3 protein-coding genes are annotated in these 5000 nt (G+C 44.7%); 1 reads left to right on the forward strand and 2 read right to left on the reverse strand.

The window, feature by feature from the left end; genetic code table 11:
• Positions 1-495 precede the first annotated feature (495 nt).
• Positions 496-1614 (reverse strand): peptidylprolyl isomerase, encoded by a 1119-nt coding sequence (locus tag IM477_RS20140; protein ID WP_287733227.1) that lies wholly within the window; start codon positions 1612-1614, stop codon positions 496-498.
• A 291-nt stretch (positions 1615-1905) separates the two neighbouring features.
• On the opposite strand from IM477_RS20140, the gene IM477_RS20145 reads away from it, so the two are divergent.
• Positions 1906-3066, forward strand: a complete 1161-nt coding sequence (locus IM477_RS20145) for a 2,3-diketo-5-methylthiopentyl-1-phosphate enolase (protein WP_147069152.1) — start codon at positions 1906-1908, stop codon at positions 3064-3066.
• A gap of 276 nt (positions 3067-3342) precedes the next feature.
• Here IM477_RS20145 and serS read toward each other — a convergent pair whose 3' ends face one another.
• Positions 3343-4626: a serine--tRNA ligase gene (serS, locus tag IM477_RS20150; RefSeq protein ID WP_287733228.1), complete on the reverse strand. Its 1284-nt coding sequence runs from the start codon at positions 4624-4626 to the stop codon at positions 3343-3345.
• Positions 4627-5000 lie beyond the last annotated feature (374 nt).

The raw sequence follows: 5000 nt of genomic DNA on the forward strand, positions 1-5000 counted from the left end.
AGTGATTTTACTCAAGTAAAACTTATCATTTGAACGACAAATTATTGGCACTTAATAGCATAATTCTTTGAGCGACTTTTTCAGCAAGCCCTAAGTAAGTAATCTCATTGTAACCAGCTACTTAGTTGATGATAGGTGGTGCGTTACGACGGATTTTTACTTTCAAGTCAAAGCAGCAATTTTTGCCGTCTAACGCACCCTACTGGATTGTTTCAGCTAATTTGGTGTATTAGAAAAATGCTATAAATTTTATAATCTAAGACTTTAAGCCGAAATCTATTGCCCTATTTTAGCTGAAACAGTCCACTACGTTTTGCTGAAAAGGTCGTTAACACAGTAACATCCACTAACTGCCTTGCTTTCACTAGCGGGGAATATTGACCCCGACAATTGCTACTTTCTGGGGGTATCGGGGGAAGCGCCCAGAATCTGAGCTGCTTCCCCTATCTTGACTAATCTCTGTGCCTTGACAAGAGCCAGTTAAAAACCCCCACCCTAGCTAGGTTGGACGAGATTATTTAAGCCATAAACCACTTTAGCGCTGATAATCTTGTCCTTATCGGTAAGTTCTTCTAATACCTCTTTTCCCTGGACTAAATAGCCAAAAACCGAATAACGACCATCCATGAGATTAAACCCCGGAGGAGTTAATTCATTATCGAATTTAAAGAAAAAGAATTGCGAGGAACCTCCGTTAGGATTAGTATCCGGACGCGCTAGGGCTAATGCACCAAAAGCGTTAAAAGGCAAGGCGAGACTGGGTAAGTAAATCCCTAATTCTTCGAGAGTATTGCCATAAACTGGTTCTTCTTCCCCTTTAATCAAAATTTCTAAGGGAATAGAGCGATATTGCTTAGTTTTCGGGTCAATAAATCCCTCTTCTGCACCGACGGGATCCCCGGTTTGCACAACGAAATTATCTTCGCTGCGAATGAAGGGTAAACCGTCATAAAAACCCCGTTGGACTAAATCCACAAAGTTACCCCCATTAATCGGAGCGCTGTAACCATCCACAACGATGGTTAAATCCCCTTTGGTGGTCTGCATCTCTACGGTGGCACGTCCTCGCAATTGCGGCAAGTTAGCGTATTCCGGGGGAACGTTAAAGGGAAAACCCACCACCATTAATTCTTCTAAAGCGGTGATATTATTGAGCAATTCCCGTCTGGTTGACCAAACTGCCTCTTTATCTTTCGCTTCTACGGCCGTATCGAGGTCTGCCACTCCCGTTTTGAGTTTTTCGATTAATTCCTCCCCTTGGCTTTTACTTGCTTCGGGAACACTATCTAAGATAGCCTTGCTTTTGGCAGAAAGGGCATAATTGGCATCCTTGACATCTTTTTTAATCGGACTCCAACGCTTGGCCCGCAGATGTTTGGCAATATCTTCGATCGATTGTTGCACTTGACGAATTGGTTTATTATCTATGGGTAAGGCATTGCGTAAAATAGCAGTGGGATCCGTTACCGCGTCACCCTGAGCAAGCACAGCTAAAGCAGGGGCAGTCCCCTTAGCCGTGAACAGACTTAAGATTAAAAATAGTGCTAGGGCAATACTAGCACCGCTTTTTAAGAAAAATTTGCCCCATTCCCGTAATCTTGTCTTTATTTTCATATTTTGGTCGGTTCCTCAATGGCCATACCTATCCAAAATACTTGTAGGCTTTTAGCGGAACCCTTGTCAATAGGTGAGAAAACCGATCGAAGCCATTATCAGTTATCAGTTATCAGTTATCAGATGTGAGTTTTCAGTTCACCCATTACTGTTTACTGAAAAAAGGCTCCCCACTTCCCCACCTCCCCAATTCCCCACCTCCCCAATTCCCCACCTCCCCAATTCCCCACCTCCCCAATTCATAATTCATAATTTATAATTTATAATTCCCACTCCCTTTTTTTACCTTTTATGACTATTATTGTCGATTATCGCTTTCCTCCCGCTATTAATGCCGAAAAACAGGCAAAAACGATCGCAATCGGTCAAACCGCTGGCACTTGGAGCGATCGCCACAGTCATCGTCAAGAGCAGCTGCAACAACACCTAGCAGAAGTGGTGGGGATCAGGGAGGAAGCCGACGGTTATAAGGTGGCTAGGGTGCGTTTTCCCCAGATAAACGTTGAAAATGACATCGCCAGTCTTTTAACCATGATTTTCGGCAAATATTCCATGGCTGGAGCCGGAAAAGTGGTGGGGGTGTATCTCCCCGAAACCTACGGCACGAAAGCCAAGCTGGGAATCACAGGAATTAGGCAACGTTTGGGGGTTTATGATCGACCTCTAGTAATGGCAATTTTTAAACCCGCTTTAGGACTATCGGCCCAAGATCACGCCGATATCCTGCGAGAAGTGGCTTTTGCTGGCTTAGACGTGATTAAAGATGATGAAATCATGGCGGATCTTCCCGTGGCTCCCACCCACGAGCGCCTAGATTGTTGTCGCCGGGTTTTGGAGGAAGTGCGGCAGCAAACCGGCAGAAATGTTCTCTATGCGGTCAATGTCACTGGAAAAGCGGACGAATTGCAGAGAAAAGCCCGTTTATTAGTGAAACATGGGGCTAATGCCCTGTTATTAAACGTTCTTACCTACGGTTTTTCCGTTTTAGAAGCTTTAGCCAGTGATCCGGCGATCGATGTTCCTATTTTCGCCCATCCTGCCTTTGCCGGAGCGATGTGTGCCGGTAGCGATACGGGATTAGCCTATTCTGTGGTTTTGGGAACGATGATGGCCCACGCAGGAGCCGATGCGGTGCTATATCCCGCCGCCTACGGTAGTTTACCCTTCGATCCGCAGGAGGAAGGCAAAATTCGCGATATTTTGCGCGATAGAAACGTTTTTCCGGTTCCCTCGGCCGGCATTCGTCCCGGTATTGTTCCCCAGGTCCTTCGGGATTACGGACGTAATGTTATCCTCAATGCGGGAACCGGAATTATGGACCACCCATCGGGACCGGCCAGTGGTGTGAGGGCTTTTTTTGAAGCTTTAGCCAGAATAGAAGCGGGTGATTCTTTTGATCCCGCCAATTTACCCGAAGGAGCCTTAAAACAGGCAATTCTAGAGTGGGGTTAAGCTCAATTCTTTCAAATGCACTATATAGGGTTTGCGGCAAAAAGTTTTTCTTGGGGGCAGGGTGTGGGGTGTGGGGTGTGGGGTGTAGGGTTTTACCGATTTTCAGGTGGTCAACTACCCAATTTTCAGGGAAAAAGTACCTGAATTTTCCCCCTGATCACTCCCATATCCGGTACTTTTTGATTGACAAAAGGTCTAAAAGTCTTACCCAACAAGGTTTTTAGATTTATTCAGCAAACCCTATATAGACATTTTGTCAAGCATTTTTATCAAAAATTAACAAATAACTTCCCGTTTTAGATAGGGTTGCAGCACTTCTGGCACTTTTACCGTCCCGTCTGGCTGTTGATAATTTTCTAGGACAGCGGCCATAGTACGACCGATCGCTAATCCCGAACCGTTGAGGGTGTGGACAAAATTAGTGCCTTTTTGCCCTTTTTCTTTAAAGCGAATATTTGCCCGTCGTGCTTGGAAGTCTCTAAAATTAGAACAACTGGAAATTTCCCGATAGGTATTAGCCGAAGGTAGCCACACTTCTAAGTCATAACATTTGGCCGCCGCAAAACCCAAGTCACCGCTACACAATTCAATCACGCGATAGGGCAACTGTAAAGCTTGCAGGATTGCCTCCGCATTAGCGACTAAACTTTCGTGTTCCTGAGCAGAAGCGTCAGGATGGACGATTTTGACCATTTCCACCTTATTAAATTGATGCAAACGGATCAAGCCCCTCGTATCTTTGCCATAGCTGCCCGCTTCTCGACGAAAACAGGGAGTATAGGCACAGTGTTTTATCGGTAATTGCTCCGATGAGAGGATTTCATCGCGATAGAGGTTAGTTACGGGTACTTCTGCCGTTGGTGCTAACCAAAGCTCATCATCTCGACATTTAAAGCTTTCTTCGGCGAATTTCGGCAGTTGTCCCGTCCCGCGCAGGGAGTCACTATTAATTAAAATTGGCGGTAAAACTTCTGTGTAACCGGCGACAATATGGCGATCGAGCATAAAATTAATTAAAGCTCTTTCTAGGGCTGCCCCGAGCGCGATAAGATTAACAAAACGACTCTGGGCGATCTTTACTGCCCGTTCAAAGTCTAAAATGCCCAATTTTTCCCCAATTTCCCAGTGAGGCAAAATATTCGGGTTGGTGGGTTTATATTCCTCTCCCCAGCGTCTGACTTCGACATTTTCCCGTTCATCCTTACCGATGGGAGTGGTTTCACTGGGTAAATTGGGTAAATCTAAGATTTTTTGGTCAATGGCCGCTTTAATGGCTTTTTCCTGCGGTTCTAATTGAGCTAGTTTACTTTTAATCTCGTTTCCTTCTGTTTTCAGCACCAAAATTTCGGGACTGTTGGCATCGCTGCCACTTTTAACTTTTTGTCCCACCAGTTTACCGATTTCGTTACCCCGGCCCTGTAAACTGCTGCGTTCTAACTCCAAAGCCTTCTGTTGTTGATTTAACTGGAGAATAGGGGCAATATCATAACTACCTCCCCGACTATCTAAGCGTTTCTGTACTTCCTCTGGATTTTCTCTAATTTGCTTTAGGTCTAACATGGTACGAGTCAGTAAAAAATAAAAAGTAAGTGGGAGAGTCGGGGAATTGGCAGCCTGAGGGGAAATGTTCTCAACCCCTAACCAATGGTCAATAATAACTCAAAACTTAACTAAAATATCGGTTAAAAGTCGCTGGTAAGATTAGCGGCAGCGGAAACTGGGGTATTGTAAAGTTTCAATACAAATATGGTCATATATAGTTATTCATGGTAATGTGTACAGACAAAACTATCGGACTAGGCAAAAAAACAGGAATAAGTTATCGAACGGCTTGGAGGTGGTGGAAACAAGGGAATTTAACAGGCTATCAATTGCCTTCTGGTACAATTATCACAACGGATGACAACCCTTCAAAACCCGACGCTGAGTTAAAA

This window comes from Microcystis sp. M090S1 (assembly GCF_020246295.1).
GTDB classification, from domain to species: Bacteria; Cyanobacteriota; Cyanobacteriia; order Cyanobacteriales; family Microcystaceae; genus Microcystis; species Microcystis aeruginosa.